The sequence below is a fragment of the Citrobacter sp. RHBSTW-00029 genome (genome assembly GCF_014104295.1).
In the GTDB taxonomy this organism is placed as follows: domain Bacteria; phylum Pseudomonadota; class Gammaproteobacteria; order Enterobacterales; family Enterobacteriaceae; genus Citrobacter; species Citrobacter youngae.
In genome coordinates, this window is the sequence record NZ_JABXRT010000001.1 from 3328351 (window position 1) to 3345598 (window position 17248).

Below are 17248 nucleotides of genomic sequence, written 5' to 3' on the forward strand. Positions count from 1 at the left end.
CCTCTTACGCCAGACGCGGGTTAACTTTATCTGCATCGATGTTGAATTTGGTGATTGCGTCAGCAACCACTTTCTTATCGATTTCGCCACGTTTAGCCAGTTCGCCCAGGGCCGCTACAACCACATAGGAAGCATCAACTTCGAAGTGGTGACGCAGGTTTTCACGGCTGTCAGAGCGACCGAAACCGTCAGTACCCAGTACGCGATAATCATCAGCCGGTACATAAGTACGAACCTGTTCGGCAAACAGTTTCATATAGTCAGTAGATGCTACTGCCGGAGCGTCGTTCATCACCTGAGCGATGTACGGAACGCGCGGCGTTTCCATCGGGTGCAGCATGTTCCAGCGCTCACAATCCTGGCCATCACGCGCCAGTTCAGTGAAGGAAGTCACGCTGTACACGTCAGAGCCTACGCCGTAGTCGTTCGCCAGGATCTGTGCTGCTTCACGGACGTGACGCAGGATAGAACCGGAGCCCAGCAGCTGAACTTTACCTTTCTTACCTTCGAGGGTTTCGAGTTTGTAGATACCTTTACGGATACCTTCCTCGGCACCTGCTGGCATTGCCGGCATGTGGTAGTTTTCGTTCAGCGTGGTGATGTAGTAGTAAACGTTCTCTTGTTTCTCACCGTACATACGCTCCAGACCATCGTGCATGATGACCGCAACTTCGTACGCGTAAGACGGATCGTAAGAGATACAGTTCGGGATAGTCAGAGACTGAATATGGCTGTGACCATCTTCGTGCTGCAGACCTTCGCCGTTAAGCGTCGTACGACCGGAAGTACCACCGATCAGGAAGCCGCGAGCCTGTTGGTCGCCAGCCTGCCAGCACAGGTCACCGATACGCTGGAACCCGAACATGGAGTAGTAAATGTAGAACGGGATCATCGGCAGATCGTTGGTGCTGTAAGAGGTCGCAGCAGCCAGCCAGGATGCGCCAGCACCCAGCTCGTTGATACCTTCCTGCAGGATCTGACCTTTCTCGTCTTCTTTATAGTAAGCAACCTGCTCACGGTCCTGCGGGGTGTACTGCTGACCGTTCGGGCTGTAGATACCGATCTGACGGAACAGACCTTCCATACCGAAAGTACGCGCTTCGTCAGCGATGATCGGCACCAGACGATCTTTGATCGACTTGTTCTTCAGCATCACGTTCAGGGCACGAACGAAAGCGATAGTGGTGGAGATTTCTTTGTTCTGCTCTTCCAGCAGCGCACCGAAGTCTTCCAGAGCCGGCAGTTCCAGCTTCTCGGTGAAGTTCGGCTGACGAGCAGGCAGGTAGCCGTGCAGTTTCTGACGCTGAGCGTGCAGATAGGTGTGCTCTTCAGAACCTTCCGGGAAGGTGATGTAAGACAGGTTTTCAACCTGCTCATCGGTCACAGGAACGTTGAAACGGTCGCGGATGTAACGTACGCCGTCCATGTTCATTTTCTTAACCTGGTGAGCGATGTTTTTACCTTCGGCGGTGTCACCCATGCCGTAACCTTTGATGGTATGGGCGAGGATTACAGTTGCTTTGCCTTTGGTTTCCTGCGCTTTTTTCAGTGCAGCGTAGACTTTCTTCGGATCGTGACCACCGCGGTTCAGAGCCCAAATCTGCTCGTCAGTCCAGTCAGCAACCAGCGCTGCGGTTTCCGGGTATTTACCGAAGAAGTGCTCACGTACGTATGCGCCGTCTTTGGATTTGAAGGTCTGGTAGTCGCCATCAACGGTTTCGTTCATCAGTTGGATCAGTTTACCGCTGGTGTCTTTACGCAGCAGCTCATCCCAACGACCGCCCCACATGACTTTGATAACATTCCAGCCAGCACCTGCGAAGATGCCTTCCAGTTCGTTAACAATCTTGCCGTTACCGGTGACCGGGCCGTCAAGACGCTGCAGGTTACAGTTGATAACAAAGACCAGGTTGTCCAGTTTTTCACGGGTGGCGATGGTGATCGCACCTTTAGATTCTGGCTCGTCCATCTCACCGTCGCCCAGGAAGGCGTAAACGGTTTGTTTAGAGGTATCTTTCAGGCCACGGTGTTCCAGATACTTCAGGAATTTAGCCTGGTAGATAGCACCGATTGGGCCCAGACCCATAGATACGGTCGGGAACTGCCAGAATTCAGGCATCAGTTTCGGGTGCGGGTAGGAAGACAGGCCTTTGCCATGTACTTCCTGACGGAAGTTGTTCATCTGCTCTTCAGTCAGACGACCTTCCAGGAATGCGCGAGCGTAGATGCCCGGAGAGATGTGGCCCTGGAAGTAAATCAGGTCGCCGCCATCCTGCTCATTGCGTGCACGGAAGAAGTGGTTGAAACAAACGTCATATACCGTTGCGGAGGACTGGAAGGATGCCATGTGGCCACCCAGCTCGAGGTCCTTTTTAGACGCACGCAGTACGGTCATGATGGCGTTCCAGCGGATAGCAGAACGAATACGACGTTCCAGCTCCAGATTGCCCGGGTATTCCGGTTCATCTTCAACGGCAATAGTGTTTACATAATTGCTGGCCCCTGCACCTGCCGCTACTTTCACGCCGCCTTTGCGGGCTTCTGAAAGCAGTTGGTCGATCAGATACTGAGCACGCTCAACACCTTCTTCACGGATGACCGATTCGATCGCCTGTAGCCAGTCGCGAGTTTCGATCGGATCCACGTCATTTGGGAAACGTTCTGACATGGGGGTATTCCTTATCTATCTAATACGTTGAGTTATCTGGAACCTGTCCCATTGTGTTCTCGCTCGCGAGAGCACAATAAGACAGGTTCTGCGTTTAGTTGCCGCGCACTTTATATGGCGCTTGATTTACAACATCTTCTGGTTAACGTTCTGCCAGAAAAATCACTAATTCTTTCGTTGCTCCAGACGGCGTAAGGCGCGTTCACGACGGCTTTCCTCACGGCTTCTGTCCAGCAGGATCTCTTCGATAAAGGCCAGGTGACGGTGCGACGCTTCACGCGCCTCCTCCGGCTTCCCGGCGATAATTGCTTCAAAGATACGGGTACGGTGACTGCTTACCAGCGGCAGCATCTCGCGACGCGCATACAGCAATTCGAAGTTTTGCCGAACGTTCTGGGCCAGCATCGGCTCCATACACCTTAGCAAATGGAGCAGCACCACATTATGTGCCGCTTCGGTGACAGCAATTTGATACTGCAGTACCGCATCAGATTCGCCGTCAAGATCGCCGGACTGTTGAGCCAGCTCGATCGCATGGTGGAGTTCACGGATTCGCGTTTTGTCTTCATCCGTGCTGCGCAGTGCAGCGTAATAGGCAGCAATACCTTCCAGCGCATGGCGCGTCTCAAGCAGGTCAAACTGGGATTCAGGATGGTCGGAGAGCAGCTCTACCAGTGGGTCGCTAAAGCTTTGCCACAGGCTGCTCTGAACAAAAGTGCCACCACCCTGACGACGAAGCAGTAACCCCTTCGCTTCAAGGCGTTGGATCGCCTCGCGTAAGGAGGGGCGGGAGACGTCGAACTGTTTTGCCAGCTCGCGTTCCGGTGGGAGTTTTTCTCCGGGGCGAAGTGTCCCCTCAAGAATTAAAAACTCCAGCTGCTGCTCAATCACATCGGAGAGTTTTGGTTGGCGGATTTTGCTGTAGGCCATGATTTCCTGTCTTAAGCCATTTGCCCGGAGTCAATTGGTCTTACCAATTTCATGTTCTTGACGCTAAAGTAACAAAGTATTCACCTTCTGTCCATACAGGTTTTGATTGAAATCAGTAAAGGAGGCATATTTTAACAACATTACAGAAATAACGTTTCAAACATGTAACTATGCACAAATGTTAAATTTACCCATCCCGAGGTAGTTTTAACCGAATTGAAACGAAAAAATATATTATCTGAACCGATTCACCTGCTTATTTATCGATTTATCAATCACTATTTTCGAATAAAAATTCAAATTGGAAATTTTGTGGTAGATAAACTCGCGCTTACAAATGGTTTCTTTTTATTCAACTCGTCTCTCACGCCGCATAAAGCAGGTGCATTCGCGCTCGCATAACATTATTCTGATCAAGACAAAAGTCTTTAGGCAACATTTCATAATTCATTACTGTAAATAAATTAATACAACAAACGGAATTGCAAACTTACACACGCGTCACTGCGTGGTTCAAAATATAAGTACTCGAAAGATGAAGAGTAAAACCACACACGAGGTTTCATGATGGAAAGTCAACAGCATGGCGATCAGCTAAAGCGCGGCCTTAAAAACCGCCATATACAGCTTATCGCGCTGGGTGGCGCGATTGGTACCGGGTTATTCCTCGGGAGCGCATCCGTTATTCAGTCTGCAGGGCCGGGTATTATTCTGGGTTACGCTATCGCCGGATTTATCGCCTTTTTAATTATGCGTCAGCTAGGTGAAATGGTGGTTGAAGAGCCGGTAGCAGGCTCCTTTAGCCACTTTGCTTATAAATACTGGGGCAGTTTCGCAGGTTTCGCCTCTGGCTGGAACTACTGGGTGCTGTACGTTTTGGTTGCCATGGCTGAGCTGACGGCCGTGGGTAAATACATTCAGTTCTGGTACCCGGAGATCCCAACCTGGGCCTCTGCGGCCGCCTTCTTCGTGATTATTAACGCCATTAACCTCACCAATGTGAAAGTGTTCGGTGAGATGGAGTTCTGGTTTGCCATTATTAAAGTCATTGCCGTAGTCGCGATGATCATCTTCGGCGGCTGGCTGCTATTCAGCGGCAACGGCGGGCCGCAGGCCAGCGTCAGTAACCTGTGGGACCAGGGTGGCTTCCTGCCGCACGGCTTCACCGGTTTGGTAATGATGATGGCGATTATTATGTTCTCTTTCGGTGGGCTGGAGCTGGTCGGGATCACCGCAGCAGAAGCCGATAACCCGGAGCAAAGCATTCCTAAAGCCACCAACCAGGTCATTTACCGTATCCTGATTTTCTATGTGGGTTCGCTGGCTGTACTGCTTTCCCTGATGCCATGGACGCGTGTTACGGCTGATACCAGCCCGTTTGTCCTTATTTTCCACGAACTGGGCGACACCTTTGTTGCCAATGCGCTGAACATCGTGGTGCTGACCGCTGCCCTTTCTGTCTATAACAGCTGTGTCTACTGTAACAGCCGTATGCTGTTCGGCCTGGCTCAACAGGGCAACGCGCCAAAAGCGCTGATGAACGTCGACAAACGCGGCGTACCGGTGAACACCATTCTGGTTTCCGCGCTGGTTACGGCTCTATGTGTGCTGATCAACTATCTGGCGCCAGAATCCGCCTTTGGCCTGCTGATGGCGCTGGTGGTTTCCGCCCTGGTGATCAACTGGGCAATGATCAGCCTGGCGCACATGAAGTTCCGCAAAGCAAAACAGCAGCAGGGGGTTACCACCCGCTTCCCGGCACTGCTCTATCCGCTGGGTAACTGGGTGTGCCTGATTTTCATGGCTGCAGTACTGGTGATTATGCTGATGACGCCGGGCATGGCGATCTCTGTGTACCTGATCCCGGTATGGATTGCCATTCTTGGCATTGGCTATCTGTGCAAACAGAAAACGGCCGGTGCCGTGAAAGCGCATTAATCCTTCCCCCCACCTGCACCAGGTGGGGGTTGTTACCTGCCTCACACTTTCCCACAGATGACTGTTTAGTCCATATCAGCGGCGCTATCCTGCAACGCAAAAACACCAACACCAGACAATAATTCTCTCCATATCACATTAATGGAGTGCGCTTGATGGAAACCAGAAAGCTGTCGGTGAAAGAAAAGATCGGCTATGGAATGGGCGATGCCGGATGCAACATCATATTCGGCGCTATCATGCTGTTTGTTAACTATTTTTACACAGATATTTTTGGTCTTGCGCCTGCACTTGTCGGCGTATTGCTGCTTTCTGTACGCGTTATTGATGCCGTTACTGACCCTATCATGGGTGCAATGGCCGATCGTACCCGCAGTAAATATGGTCGGTTTCGTCCATGGCTTCTGTGGATGGCTTTCCCCTACGCATTATTCAGCGTATTGATGTTTACCACTCCGGAGTGGACGTATAACAGCAAAGTTATCTATGCGTTTGTCACCTACTTCCTGCTCTCTATTACCTATACAGCAATTAACATTCCCTACTGTTCACTTGGTAGCGTCATCACCAACGATCCGAAAGAACGCGTCGCCTGCCAGTCGTATCGCTTCGTGCTGGTCGGGATTGCAACTCTGCTACTCTCACTCACGCTACTGCCAATGGCAGACTGGTTTGGCGGGGAAGATAAAGCCAAAGGCTATCAGATGGCGATGGCCGTGCTGGCTTTCATTGGTATGTGCATGTTCCTGTTTTGTTTCGCGACCGTGCGCGAACGTGTACGCCCTGCGGTACCCACGAACGACGATTTGAAAGCCGATCTGAAAGACGTGTGGAAGAACGATCAGTGGGTGAAAATCCTGCTATTAACCTTGTGCAACGTCTGTCCGGGCTTTATTCGTATGGCCGCCACCATGTACTACGTCACCTGGGTTATGCAGCAAAGCACACAGTTCGCAACGTTGTTTATCAGCCTTGGCGTTGTCGGCATGATGATCGGCAGTATGCTCGCGAAGGTATTAACCGATCGCTGGTGCAAACTGAAAGTCTTCTTCTGGACCAACATCATCCTGGCGATTTTCTCCGTCGCATTTTACTTCTTCGATCCGAAAGCAACCATGATGATTATGGTGCTCTACTTCCTGCTCAACATCCTGCATCAGATCCCATCCCCGCTGCACTGGTCGCTGATGGCGGATGTCGATGACTACGGCGAGTGGAAAACCGGTAAACGCATCACCGGGATCAGCTTCTCCGGCAACCTGTTCTTCCTGAAACTGGGGCTGGCGATTGCCGGCGCGATGGTGGGCTTCCTGCTTTCCTGGTACGGCTACGATGCAGGCGCTAAAGCGCAAAGCGACTCCGCGATTAACGGCATTATGCTGTTGTTCACTATTATTCCGGGCGTAGGCTACCTGATTACTGCAGGCGTGGTTCGCCTGCTGAAGGTTGACCGCGAGTTCATGCAGCAAATCCAGACAGATTTAGAAAAGCGCCGCGCCAATTACCGTGAACTGAATGAATACCACGAGATAAAAACAACTGAAACCGTAAGGAAAGCCTGATGAATCAGTGGCCTAACCCCTTTATTGAACAACGTGCCGACCCGTTTATTTTACGTGACGGTAGCCACTACTATTTCATTGCTTCAGTGCCCGAATACGATCGCCTGGAGATCCGCCGGGCAGACTCTCTGGGGGAATTACGCACCGCGGAACCCGTTGTTGTCTGGCACAAACCGGACAGCGGCCCTATGAGCCAACTCATCTGGGCGCCTGAAATCCATCATCTGGCAGGTAAGTGGTACATCTACTTTGCGGCCACGCACACTCAGGCGCTCGATACGTTGGGTATGTTCCAGCATCGCATGTTTGCGTTGGAGTGCGCAGATGCCGATCCGCTAAGTGGTAAGTGGGTTGAAAAGGGGCAAATTAAAACCCAGTTTGATACCTTCGCGCTTGATGCCACAACCTTTAACCATCAGGGAAAACAGTGGTATCTGTGGGCGCAGAAATCGCCCGATATCGCCGGGAACTCCAATATCTACCTCGCTGAGCTGGAAAATCCATGGACGATTAAAGGCGAGCCAGTGATGCTCAGCCATCCAGAATATGACTGGGAATGCCGGGGTTTTTGGGTCAACGAAGGTCCGGCCGTCATGGTTCACGGCGACAAGCTGTTCATCAGCTATTCCGCCAGCGCCACCGATGAGAATTACTGTATGGGATTATTGTGGATTGACCTCAACGCCGATCCACTCAACCCGCAGAACTGGCACAAATCACCGCGCCCGGTCTTTACCACCAGCTACGAAAACCGCCAGTTCGGCCCAGGACACAACAGCTTTACGCAAACGCCGGAAGGTGAAGATGTGCTGGTGTACCACGCGAGAAATTACACCGAAATCGAAGGCGATCCGCTGTACGACCCAAACCGCCACACTCGTCTGAAACTCGTGCGTTGGGGCGAAAACGGCATGCCAGATTTTGGCGTGCCGCCTGCTGATACGAACTAAGCCGTTGCACTGTCCGGTAGCGCTAACGCTTACCAGGCCTACACGTTTTTTCATTGTAGGTCGGATAAGCGTTGGCGCCATCCGGCACAACGCTATACTAATGCCCCATAAATGGTCAGCAGCGCAATGACCACCACCACCACAAACGAAGTTTTCTTCGCCATCGAAACGGCAGCTTTTGGCGTTTCGACTTTATCGGTATGGGGTTCGCGCGCCAGCGAGAACTGCGCCAGGCGCGTCAACACCTGATACTGCGAAGTATGCATATCCGCAAGCGAGGCAAACCAGGCCGGTAGCGCTTTCTCGCCGTGTCCTAACAGCGCATAGACCACGCCCGCCAGGCGCACCGGGATCCAGTCCAGCACATGCAGAATTGCATCGATACCCGATTGCAGACGCTGATGCGGCGTCTGATAGCGCGCCAGCCAGGACTGCCAGGCACGTAAAAAAGCATAACCCACCAGCGTCACCGGTCCCCACGGACCACCGACGATCAGCCAGAATAACGGCGCCAGATAAAAGCGAAAGTTGTTCCATAACAGCGCGTTCTGCAGTTCACGCAAAAACTCACGCTCATCGCAGTCCGGCGGCACGCCATGAATCAGCGTCAATTCGCTGGCCATCGCCTCACGGGCGTGAGCGTCATCGCGAGCCGCCGCGTTCAGATAGGCATGATAATGAAGACGCGTCTTGCCAGCGCCGATGCACAGCAGGCCAATTAAGATCCACGCCACCAGCAAGGGCACGTTAAACAGCAGCCCATGGAGTGCGCGCAGCAGCAGGAACGTCACCCCCATCGCAACCAGGGCCATGCCTACCGTACGCATCATCGAGAAATGCTTAACCCGACGGAAAAGAGCTTCAACCCGGTGATCAAGCTGCCAGTGCTCACCCAGCTTAAACAGGCGTTCAACAATCAACACCAGTAATGTTGTAAACAGCGTCATGTCATCTCCTTGTGTGACGAGGGGGTGACCAGGGCGCGAAACCTTGCCCAGTCAAATGAGGGGCCGGGATCGGTCTTACGCTCGGGCGCAATATTGCAATGCCCAGTCATGTTACTGGCAATCGCCGGATAACGCTGAATCAGCGTCTGCGTCACGGCAGCCAGTTGCTGGTACTGCGCATCGGTATAAGCCAGCGTATCCGTCCCTTCAAGCTCAATACCAATTGAGAAATCATTACAGCGTTCGCGGCCCTGATAGCTCGAGACGCCGGCATGCCAGGCGCGTTTATCAAAGGGGACATACTGCACGATCTCACCATCACGGCGGATCAGACAATGGGCAGAAACGCGCAAATGGGCGATTCCGGCAAAATAAGGATGGGCATTGGGATCAATCGTGCCCGTAAACAGCGCGTCGATCCATGGGCCGCCAAATTCACCGGGTGGCAGGCTGATATTATGCACCACCAGCAGAGAAGGGGTTTCGTCATCCGGGCGGCAATCGTAATGCGGAGAGGGAACGCGTCGCGCCTCTGCCAGCCAGCCCTCGTCTAACAACATGCAGAATCTCCTTATTGGTGGTGCTCATATCAGGTTCAGGGTAGCATGTTTCCACCTTATGATTCGTTAGCAATTTGGAGTTTTATCATGCCGCCTCGCCGCTATAACCCTGACTACCGACGTGACGCGCTGTTGGAACGCATAAATCTGGATATCCCTGCCGCTGTCGCTCAGGCGCTGCGTGAAGATTTAGGCGGAGAAGTTGATGCCAATAACGATATCACCGCACAGCTTTTACCCGAAGATATGCGCTCCCACGCTACCGTAATCACCCGTGAAGATGGCGTTTTTTGTGGGAAGCGTTGGGTGGAAGAGGTCTTTATTCAACTGGCTGGCGATGATGTCAGCGTCACCTGGCATGTCGAAGATGGCGACAGCATTAAGGCTAATCAGCCGCTGTTTGAACTGGACGGCCCTTCCCGCGTACTGCTGACCGGTGAACGTACCGCACTCAACTTTGTGCAAACGCTGTCTGGCGTAGCGAGTGAAGTCCGTAAATACGTCGACCTATTGGCGGGGACAAAAACCCAGCTGCTGGATACGCGTAAAACCCTGCCTGGGCTGCGTACGGCGCTGAAATACGCGGTATTGTGCGGCGGCGGCGCAAATCATCGTCTGGGGCTTTCTGACGCTTTCCTGATCAAGGAAAACCACATTATTGCGTCTGGTTCGGTGAAACAGGCCGTAGAAAAAGCCTTCTGGCTGCACCCGGATGTGCCGGTTGAAGTCGAAGTAGAAAGCCTGGATGAACTGGACGACGCGCTGAAAGCCGGGGCGGACATCATCATGCTCGACAATTTCGAAACCGACCAAATGCGCGAAGCGGTCAAACGTACCAACGGCCAGGCGCGTCTGGAAGTATCTGGTAACGTCACCTATGAAACGCTACGCGAATTCGCGGAAACCGGCGTGGATTTCATCTCTGTGGGCGCGCTGACCAAGCACGTTCGCGCACTCGACCTCTCGATGCGTTTTCGCTAATCGCTGACTGTTCTGCCCGATGGCGCTTCGCGTATCGGGCCTACAGCCCCGCCGCCGATCGGCAGTTTATTCGAGCATCTTCGCAAATACGTTGTCTGATTCTGTAATTTCGTAACATTCATCTGAACCGGCCTTCTCGTTCTATTTTTTGCCCCTCGCCTAAAATCCCTTCGATTTGCCAAAGTAGCGCCAGCTAACTCAAGGAGCAAATCAACAATGGACAAACAACGAGGCTTCACGCTTATCGAACTGATGGTGGTCATTGGCATCATTGCCATCCTCAGCGCTATCGGTATCCCCGCTTATCAAAACTATCTGCGCAAAGCCGCGCTGACAGACATGCTGCAAACCTTTGTCCCCTACCGTACTGCCGTCGAACTCTGCGCGCTGGAGCACGGCGGAACAGAAACCTGTGATGCCGGAACAAATGGCATCCCCTCAGTGACCACCACCCGCTATGTCTCAGGTATGAGCGTGGAAAAAGGCGTGGTCAGCCTCAGCGGGCAGGAAAGCCTGAACGGGCTAAGCATCACCATGACGCCGGGTTGGGACAACGCCAACGGCATAACGGGCTGGAATCGCAACTGCGCTATCCAGAATGACAGCGCGCTGCAACAGGCTTGCGAAGACGTTTTTCGTTTTGATGCCAACTAAGGAAAAGAGATGAATACCACCCAACTAACGGCGCTGTGCCAGCGCTATCAGGCCATATTACTGGATGCAGACAATGACGCGGTGCATATCGCCGTTGTGGATGCCCCTTCCCACGAACTGCTGGATGCATTGCATTTTGCCACGACCCGACGCATCGATATTGTGTGCTGGACGCGTCAGCAAATGGAGGGCCACACACACGCGCCGCGTAAAATGCTCCCGGCCATCATCACAGAAAGCAGCGCAACTGCCGCAGGGTTGTTGAACCATGCTTTTCAATCCGCGTTGGCACAACGGGCTTCTGATATTCATATTGAACCTGCGGAGAATCACTACCGGATCAGGATACGTGTGGATGGCGTACTACACACATTACCGGAAGTCACAACCGAGATGGGCATTGCTCTCGCTGCAAGATTAAAGGTATTAGGCAGTCTGGATATTGCCGAGCACCGACTCCCGCAAGATGGACAATTTACCGTGGAGATTTCAGGTGACCCCATTTCGTTTCGCATCGCCACGCTGCCTTGCCGATGGGGTGAAAAAGTAGTGCTACGCCTGCTTCATCAGGTTAATCAAACGCTGGAGGTCAACGCACTGGGCATGCATGAGGCACAGTTGGCTGCGTTTTCACAAGCATTACAGCAACCACAGGGTTTGATTCTGGTCACCGGGCCGACCGGGAGCGGCAAAACGGTTACCCTGTACAGTGCGCTACAAACCCGAAACACCCCCGATGTGAATCTCTGTAGCGTAGAAGATCCGGTCGAGATCCCCATTGAAGGACTCAATCAGACACAAATCCATCCTCGCGCCGGACTTAATTTTCAGGGTGTATTACGTGCACTACTGCGCCAGGATCCCGACATTATTATGGTAGGCGAAATCCGCGACGGCGAAACAGCTGAGATTGCCCTGAAAGCCGCACAAACCGGTCATTTGGTTCTTTCGACACTGCATACCAATTCCACCAGTGAAACACTGATACGCCTGCAGCAAATGGGGGTGGCACGCTGGATGATTGCCTCCGCGCTGACATTAATAGTTGCGCAGCGATTAGTCAGAAAATTATGCCCACATTGTCGGCGACGACTTGATACTCCCATAACACTCCCGGCAACACTTTGGCCCACGCCACTACCGCGTTGGCAGGCACCCGGTTGCCAACACTGCTATCACGGGTTTTATGGTCGAACCGCTCTGTTTGAAGTACTGCCCATTACGCCTGCGTTGCGGCAACGTATTGCCGATGGTTCATCCGCAGACGTTGTGGAATCGGATGCTCAGCAAGCCGGTATGAGTACTCTTTTCGAGGATGGCTGTCAGGCGGTGGAACAAGGGTTAACGACATTTGAAGAACTGATCCGCGTACTGGGCACGCCCCATGCCAACTAAACACCTCTGGCGCTGGCAAGGAATAACCCACGAAGGTCAACCTGTAGCAGGGATGCTATGGGCTGATACCCGACCATCGCTCCTGTTTGTGCTCGAACAGCAGCAGATTACGCCAATTCACATTAACCGGATGCGCGTTAAAACCTCGCACTGGAGCAGAGCAAACAGTGCCGAAGCCATACGCCAGTTGGCAACACTGCTTAAAGCGGGATTGACGCTTTCCGCTGGGTTAACTCTGCTCGCTGAACAGCATCCCAGCAACCAGTGGCAGGCATTACTGCGCACGCTGGCTTACGATATGGAACAAGGCATTGCGCTGTCAGCCTCGCTTTCGCGGTGGCAACACGTATTTCCCCCGCTGTACCAGGCAATGATCCGCACCGGAGAACTAACGGGCAAACTGGACGACTGCTGCTTTGAACTTGCCCGTCAGCAAAAAAACCAACAGCAACTCGCTGATAAAGTCAAAAAAGCACTACGCTACCCCATTATCATTCTTGCCATGGCGATAATGGTCGTGCTGGCGATGCTGCATTTTGTGTTACCTGAATTTGCCGCCATCTATCGCACGTTCAACACCCCGCTACCGACGCTCACTCAGTGGATTATGGCCGCGGCACACTACAGCAGTCGATGGGGATGGCTGGCAGGGTTGCTATGCCTGGTGCTGGGAACAACATACGGATTGATAAAGCAGAAACCCTACTGGCTTATTCTGCGTCAGAAAACACTGCTGCACTTCCCCATCATCGGGCCGATGGTCAGGGGGCAAAAACTTACACAGATCTTCACCGTACTGGCATTAACACAAAACGCGGGCATTCCCTTTCTGCAAGGTCTGGAGAGTGTCACTGAAACCCTTAACTGCCCTTATTGGTCCCAACGTTTGGCACAGGTGCATCACGATATCAGTGCCGGGAAGCCGGTATGGCTGGCGCTTAAAAATAGCGGTGAATTTAGTCCGCTTTGCTTGCAACTGGTGAGAACCGGTGAAGCTTCCGGCTCTCTGGATGCGATGTTGCAAAACCTCGCCCGACATCACAGCGAGTACACGCTATCTCAGGCCGAAAATTTGGCGTCATTACTTGAGCCAGCCTTGCTTGTCATTACGGGGTTGATTATCGGTACGCTGGTTGTGGCAATGTATCTACCGATTTTTCATCTGGGAGATGCAATGAGTGGTGTGGGATAAATTTAAATGTCGGATGACGGCATAAACGCCTTATCAGGCCTACACAGAGCATGAGCGTAGGCCTGATAAGCTGTGCGCCATCAGGCGTTTAACAGTACGACCTGTTCTTACAGGCTATTGAAAACGCGGTTTTCTTGTTCCTGTACACGAATAAACGTTGTACGTTTGGTCAGCTCTTTCAGACGGGATGCACCGACATAAGTACAAGCAGAACGCAGTCCGCCAAGGATATCGCGAGCGGTATTATCAACCGGGCCGCGCAGAGGCAGCTTAACGGTTTTACCTTCAGCGGCACGATACTGAGCAACACCACCAACATGGCGCGTCATAGCAGACTCAGAGCTCATACCGTAGAACAGCATGAATTTCTCACCGTTCTCTTCAACGATTTTACCGCCGCTTTCTTCATGGCCGGCCAGCATGCCGCCGAGCATCACGAAGTCCGCACCACCGCCAAACGCTTTTGCCACATCACCCGGCATTGTGCAGCCACCGTCGCTGACAATCATGCCACCCAGGCCGTGCGCTGCATCAGCACATTCAATGACGGCAGAAAGCTGCGGATAGCCAACGCCAGTTTTTACGCGGGTGGTACATACAGAACCTGGGCCAATGCCCACTTTGACGATATCAGCACCGGAAAGCACCAGTTCTTCACACATCTCGCCGGTGACCACGTTGCCAGCACAGATCGTTTTTGTCGGCCAGGCCGCACGTGCTTTCGACACAAACTGAACAAAGTGCTCTGAATAGCCATTTGCCACATCAATGCAGATAAAGTTCAGCGCTGGATTCAGTGCCAGAATCTGTTTGGTTTTTTCGAAATCAGTGTCCGACGTCCCGGTTGAAACCATCACGTGTTTCAGTACATCGGCTGAGGAATCTGCAATGAAAGCGGCCCAGTCTTCAACAGAATAGTGTTTATGCACAGCGGTCAGGATGTCGAAGGAGGCAAGCGCCGTTGCCATGGCAAACGTCCCAACGGTGTCCATGTTCGCGGCGATAATCGGCACGCCGGACCAGGTCTGACCTGAATGTTTAAAGGTGAATTGACGTTCCAGTTCAACATCGGAACGACTTTTGAGAGTAGAACGCTTAGGGCGGATAAGAACGTCTTTGAAACCTAACTTCAGATCTTCTTCGATACGCATGTGCGGATTCCTGGGGTTAATGGCGAAAAATCGAAACTCACAACTCCAGTGACGCTATCATACGCACTAATCAATGCCGCGCAAGACTGCGAAATTCTCTTTTTTTACGCTACAATCCCATAAATTTACCTGGCGAATAGTAGGTTAATCCTGCAGCAGCCTCGCCTTCGCACGCTTAACTTTTAACTGTTTGATAATCAAACTTAAACTCCAGGATCTGCATCTATGAGGTATACGGTAGCCTTAACCGGCGGCATTGGCAGTGGTAAAAGTACCGTTGCAAATGCGTTCGCTGACCTCGGAATAAACATCATTGATGCAGATATTATTGCGCGCCAGGTGGTTGAACCCGGCACACCCGCCCTTAAGGCGATTGCAGAACATTTTGGTTCCGAGGTGATAGCCACGGACGGATCGTTGCAGCGACGCATTTTACGCGAACGCATTTTTTCCGATCCTGATGAGAAAAAATGGCTAAATGCCTTGCTCCACCCACTTATTCAGCAGGAAACACAGCGTCAGTTTCAGCAAGCGACCTCTCCTTATCTGTTATGGGTCGTCCCCTTGTTGGTAGAAAACGCGCTGTATAAAAAAGCCGATCGTGTACTCGTCGTGGATGTCACCCCTGAGACTCAACTCAGGCGAACCATGCAGCGCGATGATGTTACGCGCGAGCACGTTGAACAAATTTTGGCTGCCCAGGCAACACGTGAAGCACGCCTTGCCGTGGCAGATGATGTTATTGATAATAATGGCGCACCGGATGCTATCGTCTCGGATGTCGCCCGCCTGCACGCACTCTATTTGCAATTCGCGTCGCAGTTTGTCTCACAGGAAAAACCGTAATGCACACCCAGGTCCTTTTTGAACACCCTCTCAATGAGAAGATGCGTACATGGTTGCGCATTGAGTTTCTGATCCAACAACTCTCCATTAATTTGCCCATTGTGGATCACGCAGGTGCACTGCATTTTTTCCGCAATGTGGGGGATTTACTGGATGTATTTGAACGTGGCGAAGTCCGTACTGAACTCCTCAAAGAGCTGGAAAGACAGCAGCGAAAACTTCAGGCCTGGGTTGAAGTTCCGGGCGTCGATCAAAGCAGAATCGACTCTTTACGTCAGCAATTAAAAAGTGCGGGCAGTATTCTGATTTCTGCCCCGCGCATCGGACAAACCCTGCGTGAAGACCGTCTGATTGGCCTTGTTCGTCAGCGTTTAAGTATTCCCGGCGGATGCTGCAGTTTTGATTTGCCGACTTTACATATCTGGCTGCATCTGTCACAGACTCAGCGTGACACACAGGTTGAGACCTGGCTTGCCAGCCTGAACCCGCTCAACCAGGCATTGTCTCTGGTCCTGGATTTAATCCGCAACTCAGCACCGTTTCGTAAGCAAACCAGCCTGAATGGTTTTTACCAGGACAACGGCGATGATGCAGACCTACTGCGTTTACAGTTGCCGCTCGCTTCGCAGCTTTATCCGCAAATATCGGGTCATAAGAGCCGCTTTGCCATTCGCTTTATGCCACTGGATAGCGAGAATGGTCAGGTGCCTGAGCGCCTCGATTTCGATCTGGCGTGCTGTTAAGGAGTTAAGATGTCTGAACAAACTATCGTAAACTGCCCAACCTGCGGTAAAGCAGTCGTGTGGGCAGAAGTCAGTCCGTTTCGTCCATTCTGCAGCAAACGTTGTCAGTTAATCGACCTGGGTGAATGGGCCGCGGAAGAGAAGCGTATCCCAAGCTCCGGCGATCTGTCAGAAAGCGATGACTGGAGCGAAGAGCAGAAGTAATTCAGCGACAACGGCAGGCCGGATAAGCGTTGCGTCCCCGCAATAATTTGCCGGATGCGGCGTTGCCTTATCCGGCCTACAACACCATTAGCCAGCAATCAACTTTTCAATGACCGGCGCATTCGCGGGCGGGAAATCCTGCGCATTCAGAGCGGCTTGCGCAATCCACTGCGCTGGCTGCCCCTCTTTTCCCCATGGCTCTCCTTCCCAGCTTTCAACCAGCCAGAACCACAGCGTTATATGTCTGTCCGGAAACTGATACTCCAGCTTTTCGAACAATGAGCTTTGAGTCGGCGTAATACCAACTTCTTCCTGTAGCTCGCGAACCAGCGCCTGTTCCGGCGTTTCGCCCGCTTCTATTTTTCCGCCGGGGAACTCCAGCTTATTTGCCATATGAGCATCGGCGGCACGCTGAGTGATAAAAATCTCGTTGTGCTTATTACGAATAATTCCAACAGCGATTTGCAGTACTTTCATATTTATCGTCCATAAAAAAGGCGCAGAATTCTGCGCCTTTTCAGTGAGTT

16 protein-coding genes are annotated in these 17248 nt (G+C 52.3%); 10 read left to right on the forward strand and 6 right to left on the reverse strand.

The features are described 5' to 3' along the window. Positions 1–4: 4 nt before the first annotated feature. Together aceE and pdhR are read right to left on the reverse strand one after the other, a co-directional pair. A complete protein-coding gene (gene aceE / locus HV041_RS16250) occupies positions 5–2668 on the reverse strand; it encodes a pyruvate dehydrogenase (acetyl-transferring), homodimeric type (RefSeq protein ID WP_115643881.1) in 2664 nt (887 codons plus the stop codon). Between the two features lie 165 nt (positions 2669–2833). Beyond that, positions 2834–3598: a pyruvate dehydrogenase complex transcriptional repressor PdhR gene (gene pdhR / locus HV041_RS16255; RefSeq protein ID WP_003018699.1), complete on the reverse strand. Its 765-nt coding sequence runs from the start codon at positions 3596–3598 to the stop codon at positions 2834–2836. Between the two features lie 564 nt (positions 3599–4162). Between pdhR and aroP the strand changes: the two genes are divergently transcribed. The 3 genes from aroP (at position 4163) to HV041_RS16270 (ending at position 8048) form a co-directional block, all read left to right on the forward strand. Continuing rightward, positions 4163–5536 carry an aromatic amino acid transporter AroP gene (aroP, locus tag HV041_RS16260; RefSeq protein WP_086523581.1) on the forward strand — a complete coding sequence of 458 codons (1374 nt, stop codon included), beginning with the start codon at positions 4163–4165 and terminating at the stop codon, positions 5534–5536. Between the two features lie 155 nt (positions 5537–5691). Then, a complete protein-coding gene (locus HV041_RS16265) occupies positions 5692–7098 on the forward strand; it encodes an MFS transporter (RefSeq protein WP_121584206.1) in 1407 nt (468 codons plus the stop codon). Next, positions 7098–8048: a family 43 glycosylhydrolase gene (locus HV041_RS16270; protein WP_116360679.1), complete on the forward strand. Its 951-nt coding sequence runs from the start codon at positions 7098–7100 to the stop codon at positions 8046–8048. Before HV041_RS16265 ends, HV041_RS16270 begins: the two co-directional genes overlap by 1 nt. Positions 8049–8140: 92 nt before the next feature. On the opposite strand, the gene ampE is transcribed toward HV041_RS16270, so the two are convergent. Next, positions 8141–8995, reverse strand: a complete 855-nt coding sequence (ampE, locus tag HV041_RS16275) for a beta-lactamase regulator AmpE (RefSeq protein ID WP_048212681.1) — start codon at positions 8993–8995, stop codon at positions 8141–8143. Next, entirely contained in the window at positions 8992–9555 is a 564-nt protein-coding gene (ampD, locus tag HV041_RS16280) for a 1,6-anhydro-N-acetylmuramyl-L-alanine amidase AmpD (RefSeq protein ID WP_061067253.1), read from the reverse strand. The genes ampE and ampD overlap by 4 nt, the downstream gene beginning before the upstream one ends. Before the next feature lie 87 nt (positions 9556–9642). On the opposite strand from ampD, the gene nadC reads away from it, so the two are divergent. The 4 genes from nadC to hofC all read left to right on the forward strand — a co-directional run bounded on the left by nadC (position 9643) and on the right by hofC (position 13777). Beyond that, complete coding sequence (gene nadC / locus HV041_RS16285) at positions 9643–10536, forward strand: carboxylating nicotinate-nucleotide diphosphorylase (protein WP_048213473.1); 894 nt, start codon at positions 9643–9645, stop codon at positions 10534–10536. Between the two features lie 216 nt (positions 10537–10752). Further along, entirely contained in the window at positions 10753–11190 is a 438-nt protein-coding gene (ppdD, locus tag HV041_RS16290; protein ID WP_101741392.1) for a prepilin peptidase-dependent pilin, read from the forward strand. 9 nt (positions 11191–11199) lie between these two features. Continuing rightward, a complete protein-coding gene (gene gspE, locus HV041_RS16295) occupies positions 11200–12585 on the forward strand; it encodes a type II secretion system protein GspE (protein ID WP_121584205.1) in 1386 nt (461 codons plus the stop codon). Then, positions 12575–13777 carry a protein transport protein HofC gene (gene hofC, locus HV041_RS16300; RefSeq protein WP_121584204.1) on the forward strand — a complete coding sequence of 401 codons (1203 nt, stop codon included), beginning with the start codon at positions 12575–12577 and terminating at the stop codon, positions 13775–13777. The genes gspE and hofC overlap by 11 nt, the downstream gene beginning before the upstream one ends. A gap of 107 nt (positions 13778–13884) precedes the next feature. Here hofC and HV041_RS16305 read toward each other — a convergent pair whose 3' ends face one another. Beyond that, entirely contained in the window at positions 13885–14928 is a 1044-nt protein-coding gene (locus HV041_RS16305) for a GMP reductase (protein WP_040229985.1), read from the reverse strand. Positions 14929–15153: 225 nt separating this feature from the next. Here HV041_RS16305 and coaE point away from each other — a divergent pair, with 225 nt between their 5' ends. From coaE to yacG, 3 genes are read left to right on the forward strand one after another with little or no spacing between them, the layout of a single operon-like run. Next, the gene (coaE, locus tag HV041_RS16310) at positions 15154–15774 is read left to right on the forward strand and encodes a dephospho-CoA kinase (RefSeq protein ID WP_048212686.1); all 621 of its coding nucleotides are present in this window, start codon (positions 15154–15156) and stop codon (positions 15772–15774) included. Continuing rightward, complete coding sequence (zapD, locus tag HV041_RS16315; RefSeq protein ID WP_048212687.1) at positions 15774–16517, forward strand: cell division protein ZapD; 744 nt, start codon at positions 15774–15776, stop codon at positions 16515–16517. The genes coaE and zapD overlap by 1 nt, the downstream gene beginning before the upstream one ends. Before the next feature lie 9 nt (positions 16518–16526). Then, positions 16527–16721: a DNA gyrase inhibitor YacG gene (yacG, locus tag HV041_RS16320; protein ID WP_005124648.1), complete on the forward strand. Its 195-nt coding sequence runs from the start codon at positions 16527–16529 to the stop codon at positions 16719–16721. 87 nt (positions 16722–16808) lie between these two features. On the opposite strand, the gene mutT is transcribed toward yacG, so the two are convergent. Next, positions 16809–17198 (reverse strand): 8-oxo-dGTP diphosphatase MutT, encoded by a 390-nt coding sequence (gene mutT / locus HV041_RS16325; RefSeq protein WP_048212688.1) that lies wholly within the window; start codon positions 17196–17198, stop codon positions 16809–16811. Positions 17199–17248: the final 50 nt, after the last annotated feature.